The 15,247-nt window shown below is 58.0% G+C and carries 12 protein-coding genes and 1 pseudogene; 4 read left to right on the forward strand and 9 right to left on the reverse strand.

The genetic code is table 11. From position 1 onward, the window contains the following. Positions 1-1,739: putative bifunctional diguanylate cyclase/phosphodiesterase (locus tag VH564_RS21065; protein WP_423341823.1), on the reverse strand; the 1,739-nt coding region annotated here is incomplete at its 3' end. A 258-nt stretch (positions 1,740-1,997) separates the two neighbouring features. On the opposite strand from VH564_RS21065, the gene VH564_RS21070 reads away from it, so the two are divergent. Beyond that, the gene (locus tag VH564_RS21070; protein ID WP_423341824.1) at positions 1,998-3,041 is read left to right on the forward strand and encodes a class I SAM-dependent methyltransferase; all 1,044 of its coding nucleotides are present in this window, start codon (positions 1,998-2,000) and stop codon (positions 3,039-3,041) included. A gap of 248 nt (positions 3,042-3,289) precedes the next feature. Next, positions 3,290-4,068, forward strand: a protein-coding gene (locus tag VH564_RS21075; RefSeq protein ID WP_423341991.1) for an IS5 family transposase whose coding sequence is annotated in 2 segments (ribosomal slippage) — positions 3,290-3,632 and positions 3,632-4,068 — 780 coding nt in all. Because the reading frame shifts where the segments join, the coding sequence is not laid out codon by codon here. Between the two features lie 86 nt (positions 4,069-4,154). On the opposite strand, the gene VH564_RS21080 is transcribed toward VH564_RS21075, so the two are convergent. From VH564_RS21080 to VH564_RS21090, 3 genes are read right to left on the reverse strand one after another with little or no spacing between them, the layout of a single operon-like run. Continuing rightward, a complete protein-coding gene (locus VH564_RS21080; RefSeq protein ID WP_423341992.1) occupies positions 4,155-4,964 on the reverse strand; it encodes an ATP-binding cassette domain-containing protein in 810 nt (269 codons plus the stop codon). Between the two features lie 52 nt (positions 4,965-5,016). Next, positions 5,017-6,993 carry a Fe(3+)-hydroxamate ABC transporter permease FhuB gene (gene fhuB / locus VH564_RS21085; RefSeq protein WP_423341825.1) on the reverse strand — a complete coding sequence of 659 codons (1,977 nt, stop codon included), beginning with the start codon at positions 6,991-6,993 and terminating at the stop codon, positions 5,017-5,019. Further along, positions 6,990-7,718, reverse strand: coding sequence for an ABC transporter substrate-binding protein (locus VH564_RS21090; protein ID WP_423341993.1), 729 nt, complete (start codon positions 7,716-7,718; stop codon positions 6,990-6,992). Before VH564_RS21090 ends, fhuB begins: the two co-directional genes overlap by 4 nt. On the opposite strand from VH564_RS21090, the gene VH564_RS21095 reads away from it, so the two are divergent. Next, entirely contained in the window at positions 7,717-7,851 is a 135-nt protein-coding gene (locus tag VH564_RS21095; protein WP_423342005.1) for a hypothetical protein, read from the forward strand. The genes VH564_RS21090 and VH564_RS21095 overlap by 2 nt on opposite strands. 29 nt (positions 7,852-7,880) lie before the next feature. On the opposite strand, the gene VH564_RS21100 is transcribed toward VH564_RS21095, so the two are convergent. The 4 genes and pseudogenes from VH564_RS21100 to VH564_RS21115 form a co-directional block, all read right to left on the reverse strand. Beyond that, positions 7,881-10,340 (reverse strand): TonB-dependent siderophore receptor, encoded by a 2,460-nt coding sequence (locus tag VH564_RS21100; RefSeq protein WP_423341826.1) that lies wholly within the window; start codon positions 10,338-10,340, stop codon positions 7,881-7,883. 101 nt (positions 10,341-10,441) lie between these two features. Beyond that, positions 10,442-11,386 carry a FecR family protein gene (locus VH564_RS21105; protein WP_423341827.1) on the reverse strand — a complete coding sequence of 315 codons (945 nt, stop codon included), beginning with the start codon at positions 11,384-11,386 and terminating at the stop codon, positions 10,442-10,444. A 40-nt stretch (positions 11,387-11,426) separates the two neighbouring features. Then, entirely contained in the window at positions 11,427-11,900 is a 474-nt protein-coding gene (locus VH564_RS21110; RefSeq protein ID WP_423341828.1) for an RNA polymerase sigma factor, read from the reverse strand. Positions 11,901-12,635: 735 nt separating this feature from the next. Further along, positions 12,636-13,111 (reverse strand): annotated as a pseudogene (locus tag VH564_RS21115) (Lrp/AsnC family transcriptional regulator). Positions 13,112-13,213: 102 nt separating this feature from the next. On the opposite strand from VH564_RS21115, the gene VH564_RS21120 reads away from it, so the two are divergent. After that, positions 13,214-13,777, forward strand: a complete 564-nt coding sequence (locus tag VH564_RS21120; protein ID WP_423341829.1) for an RBBP9/YdeN family alpha/beta hydrolase — start codon at positions 13,214-13,216, stop codon at positions 13,775-13,777. Here the strand turns inward: VH564_RS21120 and VH564_RS21125 are convergent. Continuing rightward, entirely contained in the window at positions 13,755-15,245 is a 1,491-nt protein-coding gene (locus VH564_RS21125; protein WP_423341830.1) for an MFS transporter, read from the reverse strand. The two genes, VH564_RS21120 and VH564_RS21125, sit on opposite strands and share 23 nt — an antisense overlap. Positions 15,246-15,247 lie beyond the last annotated feature (2 nt).

Raw genomic sequence — 15,247 nt, forward strand, 5'->3', positions numbered from 1 at the left:
GACCGGTCAATCTTAACGGTATCGAATTCTATCAGACGCAGCCATGACAGTCCGGCAAAACCCGTACCAAAGTCGTCCAACCAGACCTGGACGCCTAACTTTCTCAAATCGGTGATGCAAAGAACTACATCTTGGTCCAGCTCCAGCTCTATTCCTTCCGTAATTTCGAGAGCGAGCCTGGCTCCTGCTAAGCCAAAATCTGCGAGGGTTGAAGCAACGAAACTTGGGAAGTCCGGCGACTTGAGTTCAATTGGCGACACATTGACACTTGCGACCTCCACCTTATTCTCTGCCAGAAGGTCGCTGCAGACGGTTCGTATCGCCCAACGCCCGAGCTCGATTATTGCCCCAGATCGTTCGGCGACGGGGATAAAAGCAACAGGTGCGATCGATGTGCCATCAGGCCGACGCAGGCGCATCAGAGCTTCGGCAGCCGCCACTCTGCCGGACTGGACATTTCGTATTGGCTGGTAGACCAGGGACACAAGCCGCTGGTCGACCGCCACCTTTAAGATCGCTGCAATGTCTTCCTCGTCATCTTGTGCCTTCGCATCGCTAGGATCAAAGACAACCACCGTGTTCCGGCCACGTTTTTTCGCAGCGTAGAGGGCGAGATCAGCTTCGTGGACAACCCGGTCGAGTTGCTTTGTGAGATTCTTGGGGAACGACAATCCGATGCTGACAGTGACGATCGTGGTTCCATCTCGTCGGTTCTCATGAGGTAAAGCCAGCGCACGTATGGCAGACTTGATCGCTTCCGCAAAAGCGATGGCGTCTTCAACGCTATGCTGCTGCGCGATGATTATGAATTCCTCGCCGCCGTAACGCGCAATCCTAGCGCCATGCGAACTTACAACGTCTTGGAGAAGATGTGAAACAGCAACAAGGCACCGATCGCCTTCTTGATGACCATAGCGGTCGTTATATCGTTTGAAGTAATCAACATCGAGTAGCAGCACGTAAAACATCGACCTGTGGTCGAGCCAACGTTGCCAGTAATCACGTAGTCGCTCATCGACGGCTCGCCGGTTTTCCAGCCCAGTGAGCGAGTCCGTGTTCGACAAGCGAAGGAGCGCCTTGCCCCTCTCGTCTGCCTCGTTTTGCTGGACACGGGCCTCGAGCGCCTTGAGGAACACATTGTAACGCTCTCGATTGAGCTTCAGGTTCACGTATGACGTAAATACGAAGCACGAAATACAGAAGGCTCCGAGAATCAGCTTATAAAGCGGCAGCATGGGCGAAAACGGATAGAGCATGCCCAGAAAAATGAGCATATTCACTGTCGAGGCCGTGAGCGCAAGGGGAAACCGAAAGCTGAAAAACAGGTTCACGCTCATCATGAAGATGGCCCCAAAAACCATGTAGTACGAGACAGCCTCCACGGCACTGGACATTTGTGCAGTGATTATCCAGGCAAGATAGGCCACAGATACTGCTGTAGCCGCGACCGCATCGATCAGGCCGGATCTTGCTTCAAAGTAGATCAAAACCTCTAAGAACACTAAGGCACTGACCCCAACGATCAGACGCCCCGCGACGGTGTAGTAGGCAACATCGCCAATGAAAAGGTAGTCAGTAATAGAATACGCCAGATAAGCTGCAACGGCTATCCGCAGGCCTTGGCGAGTAACGCGTTTCCTACCCTGCTCGCTCTCACGCAAGTACGAAGCACGCAAGTCTTCCGGCGACATCCCTGGACCTTCAACGACCACACCTGCTTCGGCTAACATGTGCTTCATGGCCCGTCACCCAATTCGTTTGCAGTTCCGCGTCGTGGATCTCCGCTTATTGTCGATAACGACATGTCACACCCGCGACAAACGATTACGGGCTTACGTCGCGGAGGCCGGTCGCTAAACGTGAAGCTTATTTAACAGACTCTAAAGTTGGTGACGCGTGACTGACCCAATGCGGAACACCCGAATACCCCTTGACGGATCGTAGAATGGTGAAGCATCTGACTTTGTGTTAACACTCCGTTAAGCATGAGGTTTTTTTTGGCTCAGCCCCTTTTTTCTCCTGACGGCAAAAGCTTGATCATGCCGCAATCCGTCAGTGACAGTCTTATTTCTCATGAACCGAGCAATCAGGCAGAACTTCTGGCTGAAGCAAAAGCTCAGTTTGCCGTTGTCATAAACCTTGCCATGCAGCGCTTGGACGCTAGGAAAGATCTGCCCGAGATTACCAAATGGTTGATCGGTCAACTGCATGATATCAGGCAGAAGGCAGGGCCTGATGTCTGGCAAAAGCTCGTCCCAATCATACAAGCGCATCCTTCGGCACAGGTAATGCAGCAGTGCCCCTTTACCCGATGGTCGTTCGAAAAGCCTCGCGGATATTCCGGCGATGCAGGGCTGATTGACTTCATCTATGGACATGAGGCGGCAGCCGGAGAGGTCGCTAAGGCGACTCCTGCTGGACTCCAGATCTTTGAGTATACCATCCACGCTCCCGGGCCAGTTGCGGTTAGGGAAAGGCGAGACATACTGACCCGCTTCGTTGATGAGACCGCGGCGAGGACAGCCTCGGAGACTGAGATCCTGGCGATTGCCGCTGGACATCTCCGTGAAGCGGAGGCATCGACGGCTCTTTCCAAAGGCGAAATTAAGCGCTGGGTGGCCCTCGATCAGGATCCGCAAAGCATCGGCTCAATCATCCGACAATTCAAAGGAACGTCTGTCGATCCGGTCGATGGATCGGTGCGTGGGCTCCTCACGGGGAAGCACCAACTTGGAACATTCGATCTGATTTATGCCGCAGGGCTCTACGATTATCTCAGCGATAAAGTCGCAATCAAGCTCACGCAGATCTGCGTTGAGATGCTGAAGCCAGGCGGAATATTCCTGTTCGCCAACTTCTCCAACGAGATGTCTGATGACGGCTATATGGAATCCTATATGAACTGGGAGCTCTTGCAGCGTTCAGAGGCAGACATGTGGCGTATCGTCAATGCCAGCATTAGTGCGGATACCGTCGATGCTCGCGTTTGGTTCGGAACCAACCGCAATATCATTTACAGCACTATCAAGAAGCTCCCGTAGGTTCAACATCAAGAAGCTGCACATTCGTGGCTCGCACTGGAGCTTTTGAGCCGGCAGCATTATTAAGCGTTCTTACCTCAATCATGCTTGATGCTGCTGTCGTTTCTTCGCCTTGAAGGGATCCGAACCCACGACCTGCTATTCCCGCCGGACAGCCGAGCAATAAATTGCAGTTACGATCTAGGCAGTGTCCCCATAAACGGGGTTCATCTTATTGACGGTGTGTGATTCAATCTCCTTGAAAGGAGATTGCTATGCGCCGTCACGAATTGAGCGATGAAGAATGGGCTATCATTGCACCTCTTTTGCCGAACAATAGCCGTGGAATTGAACGTGTCGATGACCGCCGGGTGATCAACGGCATCCTCTGGCGTTTCAGGACTGGTTCGTCTTGGCGAGATGTGCCGGAGCGTTATGGCCCGCGCACGACGCTTTACAATAGGTTCTCCCGATGGCGCAAGGCGGGCGTCTGGGATCGTCCTCTGGACGCCGTTTCAAAGCGTTACGATGGAGACATCGTGATGATCGACAGTTCTTGTGTTCGCGTTCACCAGCATGGTGCCAACGCTAAAAAGGGGGATCTGCCGATCCTTGCGTGGGACGTTCGCGCGGCGGCCTGACGACAAAGATCCACGTTCTAGTCGATGCAGATGGCAGATCGATTCGGCTCGAACTCACCGCCGGCCAAGCCGCCGATGCACCGATGGCTGAAAAGCTGTTGAGCGACCTGCGGCCCGGCGCGACGATCCTCGCCGACAAGGCATATGACACCGATGCAATTCGTAACTTTGCCAAGCAACGCAAGTGTTGGGCGAATATCCCTGCAAAGGCCAATCGAAAGCAGACATTCAGCTTCAACCGCTGGGTCTACCGTCAGCGCAATCTCGTGGAACGGTTCTTCAACCGTATCAAGCAGATGCGAGGCCTCGCGACGCGATACGACCGCCGCGCTGATAATTACATGGCCGCCCTCAAGCTTGTCGCGACGAGGATATGGATCGACTCAACTAATGAGTCCGTGGCCTAATTAATCACGCTTAACGCTTCATCGTTCGCGCCGACAGCCGCTTGTACGCAGAGCCCTGAGTTCCGGGCCAAGCGCTCGAAAATTGCCTACCGGACGTAGGCGAGTGGAATGCCGGTGTCGGGATGGCGCAACACGCCCATTTCAATGCCGTAAATGGTCTGCAGTTGGGTTGGTACCACGATCTGTGCGGGTGTACCGTGCGCAATGAGCCTTCCCGAATGAAGTGCTAGGATCTCGTCGCAAAAGCGTGCTGCCATGTTGACGTCGTGGAGAACCATGACGACACACAGTCGACGCTCCTCTGCAAGCCGCCGAACAAGCGTTAGCACTTCGATCTGGTGCGCGACGTCGAGAGCCGAGATCGGCTCGTCGAGCAGCAGGCATTCGGTTTCCTGCGCGATCAGCATGGCAAGCCATGCGCGCTGTCGCTCCCCGCCCGAAAGTGTATCGACGAGGCGGTCCCGGTAGATGGCAACGTCGGCAAGCTCCATCGCCTCTTCCACAATCTGCTGGTCGTGCGATCCAAACCTGCCCAGAGCGCCATGCCACGGATAGCGTCCGAGTGCCACCAGTTCGCTGACAAGCATGCCGGAGGCGTTCGGCGTTTGTTGCGGAAGGTAGGCGACCTTGCGGGCGAACGGCCGGTCTCCCCACTCCTTGAGGCTCTTGCCTTCATAGGAAATCGAGCCGGTCGATACCGCCTGCTGGCGCGCCAACAGTTTCACCAAGGTCGATTTGCCGGAGCCGTTATGGCCGATCAGGCCAATCACACGTCGTGCCGGCAGATCTATCGACAGTGGTTCCAGCAGGACACGATTGTCGACGGAGAAACCGGCGCGATCGAGTGTGAACAAGGCGGAGATACTCGCCGTGGGGAGCAATGGTGCTTTCGACATCGCGTCGGTGCCGCGGTCTTCGCGCCCGTCAATCATCACATATTCCTCTTCTTCATGAACGGGACCCTCTACCCTGCCCACGGATGACCCACAGGAAGTATGGTCCGCCGATGAAGGCCGCCATCACACCAGCCGGGATTTCATAAGGAAAGTCGGCAGATCGACCCAGCCAGTCTGCCGCCATCATCAGCGTTGCGCCGATCGCGGTCGCCGAGAGAAGCGTGTGGACCTGGCCGCGTACACCGGCCATCCGCACGAGGTGCGGCGCCATCAGCCCAATGAAGCTCAGTGGCCCGACCATCATCGTCGCTGCACCTGTTAAAATGGCGACGAACATCAGCAGAACGGCACGCGACCGTCCGGGATTGACGCCGAAAGAGCGTGCCGCGCCATCGCCGAGTGGCAGGACTTCCAGCCAACGGCGAAAGAGCGGTGCCAAGGCCAGCCCGATGACTGCGAAACCGGAAGCGATAAGCGCGAAGATGCCCGTGGCGCGAAACGTTGGCCCCATGGTCCAGGCGAGAATGTAACTTGCACGCGGATCGCCGCTGGCAACGATGAAGGAGATGATGGCGGTGGCGAGCGCACTGACGGCGATGCCAGCCAGCAAAACCGGTCCAGGAGCATAGTTTCTTTGCCTTGCAACCGCCAGGACGAGTGCGAATGACAGCATTGCGCCAACCATGCCGCCAGCCAGCGGCACCAGCGGAGAGGCCATCCCGTTGAGGAAAAATGCGGCAATGATCCCAAGCCCAGCGCCGGCGCTGACCCCGAGGCCCTCGGGGCTCGCCATCGGATTGCGCGTCGTGACCTGGATTATGGCGCCTGCAAGGGCGAGCATGGCGCCGGCACTAGCCGAGGTGAGGACACGTGGCCATCGCCCTCCGAAGAGAACCATCTGATCGATGCCGTGTGTGAAGATCTGCTCGGTCAGCGAGAAGATCGCGATCGTCACCGCGATGACGAGGGAGACAGGCAGGAAGAACCGGCTCGATAACAAACGCGACGCATCGATGTTTTGCACCGCGATCACCTCGTCGAGGGAATGCGGCACGCCCTTGAGGAGAACAAGCATCAAGATAGCACCTACGATCGCAGTCACCGTGCCTGTCGGGACTTCTCCCACAATTGGCGCGCCGACGAGAACGATGCCATCGGCCAGAAGCAGCAGCAGCGCACCCATCAGCGACCCCCAGTATAGCCGCTGCCGGAATGTCCTCGCACCTGCAATCCGCGCGACGCTGGTTGCTGCCAAGCCTACAAAGGCGATGACGCCCACCCGGGCGACGACGACTGCCGAGAGAATGGTGGCAATCAACAATACCGAGGCGCGGAGTCTACCGGCTGAAAGGCCGAGGCTGCGGGCATTCTCATCGTCGAGGCCGGCCACCGCCAGCGGTCGATAGAATAGCAGCAGCGCGGGAATGAGCACGATCAGGCGCAGGCCCAGAGCCGCCGCATTGGAATAATCGTTCTGGATCAAAGAGCCGCTGCCCCAAATAAATACTCCCCGCAGATATTCGTGATGAAACAGCGCCAGGATGACGGAGGCGGAGCCTGCCGAAAAGCTAATGATCATGCCACAGAGCAGCAATGTCATCGGGGCAAAATTTGCCTTCTTTGCAAGGCCGGCAACAATCGCCACGGCTGCGAGACCGCCTGCCAGGCCGGCGATTTCGCGCTCGCTTGCCGATACGGTGACGGCAAACAGCGAGACGAGGGTGATGGCGAGTTGCGCGCCCGAGAGTATGCCGAGCGTCGACGGTTCGGCGAGCGGGTTCTTGAGGAGTTGCTGGAAGATCGTGCCGGCAAAGGCGAGAGCAGAACCCGCGAGGAGGGCGACGATCATCCGCGGCAGCAGCGAGAAGTGGACATAGACCTCGCCAAAGGAGGCAGGGTCTGGTTGCCAGATCGCATGCCGCAGATTGGCAACCGGAACGTAGCCAAGTATGGCGCAGGCATAGAGCAAAAGTGCTGCCAAAGCGATCGAGAGGCTCAGGCGGACCGGTGTCATCAGGGGGGAGATCATGCGATGCCAATGCTTTGCTGGATGACCTCGGCAAATCGCATTGCCGAAGGAAATGCTCCGAAAACCCAGGTGGGCGTCAGCATTGCGACATGGCCCTTCTGCACCGCCGGCAAGGATTGCCAAAGCGCACTTTGCAGCAACGTCCCCGGTGGGCCCGGCTCGATGATGATCACACGGGCATCGGGATAACGGGCAATCACCTCCAGCCCCGCCGTGGCAAAACCCCAGTTGTTCGTTGGGCCACCCCATGCATTTTCGATGCCAATATGTTTCAACACATCGTCGAACAGACCGCCGGCGCCATAGATGTCGACAAGCCTTTCGTCGGCGAACTTGACGATCAGCAGCGGCCGTCCGTCGTAATTTTTTGCTTTAAGCGCTATGGCGTCTAGCCGGGCATAGGAGCGCTGCAAATAATCCGCTGCAATCCGTTCTCTGCCGATATGGCCGGCGATTGTGCGAAGGCCCGCCTCGGCGGCCTTCAATGGCTGGCGCTCGGCGCTGTAGAGCGGCATGGAAAGAGTTCGAGCAATCTCGTTGAGGCGCGCAGAAGAGGCGCCATAACCCGCCTGGGAAAGGATCAGGTCAGGCTTTAGGGCGCGCAGCAACTCCATGTTGGGCCATGACCTCAAGCCGAGGTCGACTGTCACATCCGGCAGTGCCGGCACGACGACGCGGTCGCCGTAGAGCGGCGCCTCTGCCACGGCGAACGGCGGAAGCTCCATGGCGAGAAGGCTTTCCGCCCATCCCCAGTCCAGCGCCGCGATTCTCGGCGCCGTCGGTGCGGCCATCGCCTGCGCCGGAAGAAAGGCGGCCGTCAACGCAGCGGCAAACTGCCGCCGTGTCAGCCAATGGTGATTATGGTCGGGCTGGTATGCCAAGGCTTTTTACCAGCTGTATTTGAGTGTTGCATAGATGCTTCGGCCTTCGCCCCAGTAGCATCCCGTGGCCGCGATACAGGTCGAGACATACTTCCGGTCGAACAGGTTGCTCACATTGAGCGACGCCTTCAGGCCCTCCATCTTTGGATTGGCCTTGCCGAAGTCATAGCGCACGGCAGCATCGAAGACGGTATAGGACGGTATGTCGAACAGGTTGGCGTTGTCGCCATATGTCTGTCCGGTGTAGCGCGCCCCGCCGCCGAGGCTTAGGCCATCCCAGGCCGTAGATGTTTGCAGTGTATAGTCGAGCCAGAGCGATGCCTGGTGGCGCGGCACGAAGGCAAAACGATTGCCCTGGTTGCTGACGCCGGCAGCGTTGGCGTTGGCCTTGGTGATGTCGCTGTCCGTGTAGGCGTAGGATGCGAGAACTGAGAAGGAATCTGTAAGCTCTGCCTTGCCCTCAAGCTCGACGCCCCGCATCCTAACCTGGCCGGTCTGAACGTTGAAACTGGTGTTTTCCGGGTCCGGCGAAAGGACGTTGTCCTGCGTCAGGTCGAAGGCCGAGAGGGTAACGAAACTGTTGCGGCCGACCGGCTGATATTTGACGCCGACTTCGAACTGTTCGCCTGTCGTCGGATCGAATGCCGTGCCTGCGTGGTCTGTGCCACTGGCAGGATTGAACGACGTCGAATATCCGGCATAGGGCGAGATGCCGTTGTCGAAATTGTAAACGAGGCCGGCGCGCCAAGTGAAATGGCCGTCCCTCTGGTTGACACTGTTGTCAGCAAGGCTGGTGTGGGTTCTGGTGTCGGTGTTCGCCCAGTCGTAGCGGCCGCCAAGCGAGAACACGAAACGATCCCACTCGACCTGGTCCTGCGCATAAATTCCGGTCTGGCTGCGCTGCTGGTTGATCTTGGTGGCAATCGCAGGACGCGTAACGCTGCTGGCCCCGTAAACGGGATCCAATCCATTGAACAGTTTAAAGATCGGCGACAGCGCGGATTCTTCGTACCGGCTGCTTTCATAGGAATAATCGAGGCCGAAAAGGGAGGTATGCGCCAGATCTCCGGTCGAAAAATGTCCTACGGCCTGGTTGTCGACCGTCACGGCTCGAGAGCTTTCCGGAAAGGCCCAGGCGTAGCGATAGAAGGCGGCAGGGTTGCAAGCCGAAGGGCAGTAGGGCTGGACGCGCTGGGTGTCCGTGCTGACATAGGAGTAGCGAAGGTTCTGCCGGACAGTCCAGGTCTCGTCGATTTCATGTTCGAACTCGTAGCCCACCGAGGCCTGCTCGCTTTTGTAATGGTCGTATCCCGGCTCTCCGGGGAAGGTGCTGCGCGGTAGTTCCGGATATTTGTCGGTAAAGAGCGTTCCGTTGGCCGGAAGCGCCGGCGCGCCGCCACCGCCGGGGGAGTCGATCCGCTGGTAACTGCCGTAGATCGTGAGGGATGTTCCCTCGTCCGGCTTGAAGGTGAAGGATGGCGCAATGTAGCCCTTCTTCTCCTTCACGAAGTCATACTGCGTGTCGGTCAGGCGACCGACGCCGACCAGGCGGTAGAGAAGGCCGTCGTCGTCATTGACGTTGCCGTTGAGATCGAATGCAGTCTGAATGCGATTATCGGTGCCGAACTGCGTTTCCACCTCGTTCCTCGCAGTGGCACTGGGACGCTTCGAAACCATGTTGATGAGGCCGCCCGGTTCGCTCTGACCATAAAGAACCGAAGCGGGACCCTTCAGGACTTCCGCTCGCTCCAGGCTGTAGGGCTCGACACGTGGCTGAGCATAGCCCTTGGCACCGAACGGTAGTCGCAGCCCATCGAGATATCGTCCAGGACGAAAACCGCGAATTGTGAACCAGTCGTAGCGGCTGTCGTCGCCGAACTGGCTGATCACGCCGGGCGTATACCGGAATGCCTGGGTGAGCGTGGCGGATCCCTGTGCCGTCATTTGGTCCCGTGTGACGACATTGATTGCCTGCGGGGTGTTTTTGAGCGCAGCATCGGTTTTCGTTCCCGTTGCACTTTCCGTGGCAACGAAGCCGTCGACCGGGCCACGACCTCGCTCCCCCTGGAGAACGATCGGTTGCAAGGATGTGGTGCTGTCCGCTGCCGCATCGGGAGAGGCTGGCTTTGAATTGACAAGCAGTGCCGTTGTCGGCGTCGTGAAACGGTAGGTAAGGCCGGTTCCGGCCAGCAGGCGCGATAGCGCGGCTTCGGCGGGCAGATTGCCATTGATGCCGCTCGTACGCAGGTTAGCGGGCATATTACCGTCGAACGCGACGTCGATGCCAGTTACGGACGAATAACGAACCAGTGCGGCGGAAAGCGACTGGCCGACGATCGTGAAGGCATAACTCTTGCCGCTCTCGGCTAACGCATCCATCGAAAGCGGCGCGAAGCCGACGCAGGCTACCAAAAGCATGCTGCGAAGCAGCCGCAGGCGACTGCCGCCAATTTGATTTTCCGTCATTCGCCTTGCCCCCTGCAAACGCAACTCAGCCCGGGCTTTTCCGGGCTTCTGAAAAGGGGACGCAGCAGGTCGAAAAAAACCTCGGTCGTTTTTCAACTTTTTTATTGCGGATAGATCAATGTCAGCCAGGGAGAGTAGGTGGCTATGCGGATGGGCAGGCCGTTTTCGAGGTTCTCGAGTATTCTACCGGCTCGTCGAACATCGACGATGATGCTGACCGGGCGGCGCGCCAAGGCCCTGTCCATGACGATCATCTTGCCGTGACGCCACCTGGAGAGTGCGGCGACCACATTTTCAAACGGCGTTGAAATGAAGACGAGCTTTCCATCGCGCCACGAAAGCTGCGAACCGTCGCCCATCTGCGCTGGATTGGATATTCTGTCGCGGGCATACAGCACGGACTGGCCCTCCCGGACAACCTGCTTCTGCGTAGGAGACGATACGCTGACTGCATGCTGTGCCACCGCCACGACGATGCCCTCCTCCTCCATTCCCACGGAAAACTGCGTCCCCAGCGCAGCACTTCTCAGCAATCCGCAATCCACGACGAACGGTCGCTGCATATCCGGGGCAACTATGAAGAATGCCTCCCCTTCCAGCAAATGGACCTGCCGTTGCCCTGGCGTGAAGTCCAGCGAAATGGCTGTGGCGGTAGAAAGTTCTGCGACCGTGCCGTCGGGAAGGGTGACACGGGCAGTTTCTCCGACGCTCGTTCGATAGTCTGCCGCGACCGACCGCAGGTAGGAAGTCGCACTGAGCCCAGCGGTGGCAAGCACCAGGAGTGCGCCGCCCGACTTGAGGAGATTCCTGCGTTTGATGGACGAAGGCGCCGGGACCTCGGGAAGAGCCGAAGCCCCTTGCCACAGTCGCTCGAGTTCGGAATAGGCTTTGGCATGCTCGGGGCTGCGCTCCAGCCAAGCCCGGAATGATGCGCGGTCGTTGGCGGTGGCGCTTTCATCGAGAAGCCGCGCAAACCATTCCGCCGCGCACCGCGATACGTTCGCATCTTCGTCGGAACAGTTTTCTTTCTGGGAGATGTCCTGCACTCGCCGCCCCGCTCTAACAAATTAAAGCAGCAGGGAGCCTTTAGCCCTGTGCCTTCATCTCCGCCCGCAACCGTTCGAGCGCGACGACCATGTGACCGAAGGCTGTCTTCGGCGAAATGCCGAGATGATCTCCGATCTCGACGTAGGTGAGGCCATCGATGCGTGAAAGCATGAAAACCTGTCTGGCGCGAGGAGGCATTCGGCCGAGTGCCGCCTGCACGCGCCGCAGTTCCTGGCGGCTTATTGCGGTCGATTCAACGGATTGCCCGGGATCGGATATCGCTTCCAGACCTTCTATGCCATCAACAAATGGCGCGAGTTTCTTGCGGCGCTGATGATCGAGGGCGAGATTGCGGCCTGTCGTGACGAAGTAGCCGGCAAGGTCTGCAACCCCGCGCAACAGGCCTGGCCGTTCCCAGAAACGTAAAAATGTGTCCTGCAGAAGATCCGCCGTCGTCGCGGAACATTGCACCCGACCGTAGATGACGTGTGTCAACCTAGAACGCACGTCCATGAAGGTACCAAGAATGTCTGGGTGATCAGCGCTTTCCATAAATTGCTGCTATCATCGCATGGCAATCGGGCGCAAGGGAAAAGATGATTATTTCGATCATCTTTAGATGCTAGCATGTCGCTGGCGCAATTTTAGCTCCATAAGCTTCATTGGCAGTGAGCTGGCCGATCTCGCCATCGATCTCGTTCAGCAACTGCTTAAGCCGCTCACAGGATGCCTGGACGCGACTTCGCCGGTCACTGCTGGCAGTGGAAACCGTTCATCCTGTATTTCGTCCCCCTAGGGGCTTTGACGAGGCCGGGCGCGCTGCGGCGGACAGGCGCAATGTCAGCGACAAGGTGCTAATCCAGTAGCTCGACGGCGTCGTGAAGCGCGCCGACCGCGTGTGGACGGTAGTCTAACCACGCTCGGTGACAGCTTGGACCAAGTTCTCGTACCACTATGCTACTGAGGCGCGAGGACATGGTCGAGGTCACTCGCAACTTCGCCAAGCTTGATGCCTAGTAAGGTTGAGGACAGAACCACGGTCTGGCGCCGGCGACGCCTGCCGCAGCATTTTGCCATTTGGGTATCGCGACTGTCCGGATTGATCCTGATCGGATTGTTTTTTTCGCTCTCGGCTCTCTCCTTTATTCCGCGGTTGGATGAGCCTTGTTCGGCAGCATGGTGTGTGTTGCCATCTCGTGGTGCCATGACCGTTGCCGTAAAGCTTACGAAACGTGGGAATTTCCGAAGCTATCCCTTCTTCATGAGCTCGCGACCAATCCGTTTATGGGGCTCGCTTCGCACAACGATCGACGTCGTGACGGAGCCGTAACGGGCAACGGCATCGACGATGCGCTCCAGGTCGGCTGGTGTAGGCACGATCACCTTGAGATGGAAACAGTCTTCTCCTGTCAGCCTTAGAACCTCGATGACCTGCGGCATTTCCGAAAACTGCTTCAGGCATGTCTTGATATGTTCATGCGTGGTGCGCACGCGGATAATCGCCATCATCCCCAGTCCCACCGCAGCAGGGTCGAGACGGCTCGGTAGCCGGTGATGATGCCGCGCTCTTCAAGCCGCTTAAGACGTTCTGAAGTCGCCGGTTGAGAAAGGCCGACCTTCCTGCCCAATTCTGAGACACTCATGCGGCCGTCATCTTGCAAGATTTCGATCATCGCGATGTCGGTCGGATCGAGTTCAGCGCGCGTATCGAAATGTCTCGCCATTGACCTTTAATCCATCGGAATGCGGGATGCTTTTCCGATGAATGCCAATTTTTAAAACTGCAGTAAACGCTCATCATGATGCGAACCCGCAAAGAGGCAAGCATGACCGAAATCATCCATCTGCCAGGCATCGGCAACTCCGGAAAGCTCCATTGGCATAGCCTTTGGGAAGACGCCGACCCCTCCATACGCCGATTTGCTCCGACCAGTTGGGATGAGCCAGACCTTTTGGACTGGATCGATGCGCTGGAGCAGGCCGTACGTGCCGCGCCAACGCCGCCCATTCTCGTGGCGCACAGTCTCGCCTGCTTGCTTGTCGCGCATTGGCGGGACGTTTCCGATCTGTCGATCAAAGGGGCCTTTCTGGTCGCTGTGCCCGATCCGGCAGCTCCGGCTTTCCCCCCGCAGGCGGCAGGCTTTGCCAACGTCCCCGAATGCAAATTTCGCTTTCCGTCGCTGATTGTGGCGAGCACCATTGATCCCTATGGTTCGTTGTCTTATGTCGAGGCCCGAGCCGAGCAGTGGGGCAGCGAATCGAAGATCATCGGCGCGGCTGGCCACATCAACGGGCAAAGCGAACTGGGCGATTGGCCAGACGGTTTGGCGCTGCTGAGAGATTTTGAAAGCCGCATAGTGCCAGGCACTACCGCACCTTCTCGAGCCTGAAGAACGAGAGTGCGGCGCCGAGAAACAACAGCACCACTGCGACGATGAGCGAAAGGTGCATGCCGTGCATGAACGCAGTTGGCGCCGTGTCGCGCACAAAATAGCCACACGTCGCGACGCCGATCATGCCGCCCACTTGCCGTGCCGTGTTGAGCACACCTGACGCGATCCCGGCCCGTGACGGATCGACCGACGAAAGAGTCACATTCGTCATCGTCGGCACTAAGAGCGCGATGCCGCTTGCCGCCATCAGCATCGGCACGCCCAGTTGCCAATAGGAGCCACTAAGACTGACTGGGATCAACAAAAGATATCCCACTGCTGCCAGAAGGAGGCCGAACACCATCAGCCGGCGCGCACCCAAGCGTGTGATCAATCGGCCCGCGATGATGTTCATGACCATCAGGACGATGGTCGTCAGCAGGAAGGCTATGCCCGTTTCCTGCGGTGAGAGGTGTTGCTCCAGTTGGAAGAACAGGCTGAAGACGAAGATCAGGCCGTAATAGGCGAAGTTGACGATAACGCCGGTGATTGAGGCTATCGAGAAGGCGCGACTGGAGAAGACGGATAGTGGCAGCATCGGTGCGCGTCTACGCGCCTCGATCAGGATAAAGCCGATTGTGGAAAGGACGGCCACGATAAAGGCCGCGAGAATAAGGGGATGCGTCCAGCCCAGATGCGCGGCGTCGGTCAGCGCTATTGCCAACGATGCGAGCGCGATGATGGCGGCGGCCTGCGCAGGCATATCGAGCGAGCGCCCCTCGTTCCTGGGACTTGGCGCGGAATAAAGCAGGATCATGGCCAGACCGATCAGGCCGACCGAAATATTGATCAGAAAAACGCTGCGCCAGCCGAAATGCGTTACCAGAACACCACCAACCACTGGGCCGGCCGCCAATGCGATGCCGCCAGCGGCTCCCCACCAACCGACCGCTCGGCTACGCTGTTCCTTGTCGGGGAAAGCTTGGGCGAGCAACGATAAAGAGTTCGGGACCAGCAGCGCGGCGGCGACGCCTTGCGCGAGCCGTGCCGCGACCAGCGTTGTCAGCGTTGGCGCCAGCCCGCAGCCAAGCGAAGCGAGCGTGAAGAGAACGAAGCCGGTGATGAAGATGGCGCGCGTGCCAAAGCGGTCTCCAAGCGATCCGGCCATCAGCAGCAGGGCCGCGAAAATGAGCGTATAGGCATTGAGGACCCATTGGAGGCCGGCAACGTCGGTGGAGAAACTCGTACGCAAGGCATCGAGGGCAACATTGACGACACTGACGTTTAGAAGAACGACCACGAAGCCAAGCGCCGAGGCGGCAAGCGTGACGCGTGGGTGCATGGTGGGAGACACTGACATCGAGACAACCTCAAAAAAGTAAATTGTCTCGAAAGTACGCCGATGATTTCTGTGCGGAAATTCGGTATATATGCCAGTGCACATTGAGAATTTGCACAGATGGTCGAATGAGAAAATCTTCGTCATTT

Origin of the sequence: Rhizobium sp. HT1-10 (genome assembly GCF_049472505.1) — a bacterium.
Lineage (GTDB): Bacteria > Pseudomonadota > Alphaproteobacteria > Rhizobiales > Rhizobiaceae > Rhizobium.

Excerpts from the sequence above, each read along its gene's own strand:
- VH564_RS21080 (WP_423341992.1), bottom strand. The coding sequence starts at position 4,964 with ATGTCGAAAGCACCATTGCTCCCCACGGCGAGTATCTCCGCCTTGTTC.
- fhuB (WP_423341825.1), bottom strand. The coding sequence starts at position 6,993 with ATGATCTCCCCCCTGATGACACCGGTCCGCCTGAGCCTCTCGATCGCT.
- VH564_RS21095 (WP_423342005.1), top strand. The coding sequence starts at position 7,717 with ATGGCGAGAAGGCTTTCCGCCCATCCCCAGTCCAGCGCCGCGATTCTC.
- VH564_RS21090 (WP_423341993.1), bottom strand. The coding sequence starts at position 7,718 with ATGGAGCTTCCGCCGTTCGCCGTGGCAGAGGCGCCGCTCTACGGCGAC.
- VH564_RS21100 (WP_423341826.1), bottom strand. The coding sequence starts at position 10,340 with ATGACGGAAAATCAAATTGGCGGCAGTCGCCTGCGGCTGCTTCGCAGC.
- VH564_RS21110 (WP_423341828.1), bottom strand. The coding sequence starts at position 11,900 with ATGGACGTGCGTTCTAGGTTGACACACGTCATCTACGGTCGGGTGCAA.
- VH564_RS21120 (WP_423341829.1), top strand. The coding sequence starts at position 13,214 with ATGACCGAAATCATCCATCTGCCAGGCATCGGCAACTCCGGAAAGCTC.
- VH564_RS21125 (WP_423341830.1), bottom strand. The coding sequence starts at position 15,245 with ATGACGAAGATTTTCTCATTCGACCATCTGTGCAAATTCTCAATGTGC.